Below are 397 nucleotides of genomic sequence, written 5' to 3'. Positions count from 1 at the left end.
GTCTTCGGCTACGAGGACCACTACCACGGCGGCCACGCCGAGGTGATCTTCGACGAGGCGCGGGTGCCGGTGTCGAACCTCATCGGCGAGGAGGGCGGCGGGTTCGCCATCGCCCAGGCGCGGCTCGGTCCGGGCCGGATCCACCACTGCATGCGGCTGATCGGCATGGCCGAGCGGGCGATCGAGCTGATGTGCCGCCGGGCGGTGTCCCGGGACGCCTTCGGCAAGGCGCTCGCCCAGCAGGGCGTGGTGCAGAACTGGATCGCGGACGCTCGGGTCGCGGTCGAGCAGCTGCGGCTGCTGGTGCTGAAGACCGCCTGGATGATGGACACCGTCGGCAACCGGGGCGCGCACACCGAGATCCAGGCCATCAAGATCGCGACTCCGCGCACGGTCG

General features: G+C 71.0%; 1 protein-coding gene. It reads left to right on the top strand.

Features of this window, described 5'->3' with window-relative positions; all coding sequences use genetic code 11:
• Positions 1-397, top strand: a 397-nt coding sequence (locus tag LPA54_RS41215) for an acyl-CoA dehydrogenase family protein (RefSeq protein WP_267488047.1), incomplete at both ends; no start/stop codon positions are given.

The sequence above is a fragment of the Streptomyces sp. DH12 genome (assembly GCF_020873895.1).
Taxonomy (GTDB): domain Bacteria; phylum Actinomycetota; class Actinomycetes; order Streptomycetales; family Streptomycetaceae; genus Streptomyces.
The sequence above is the reverse complement of the archived record's forward strand: the minus strand, read 5'-3'. Positions and strand labels throughout refer to the sequence as shown.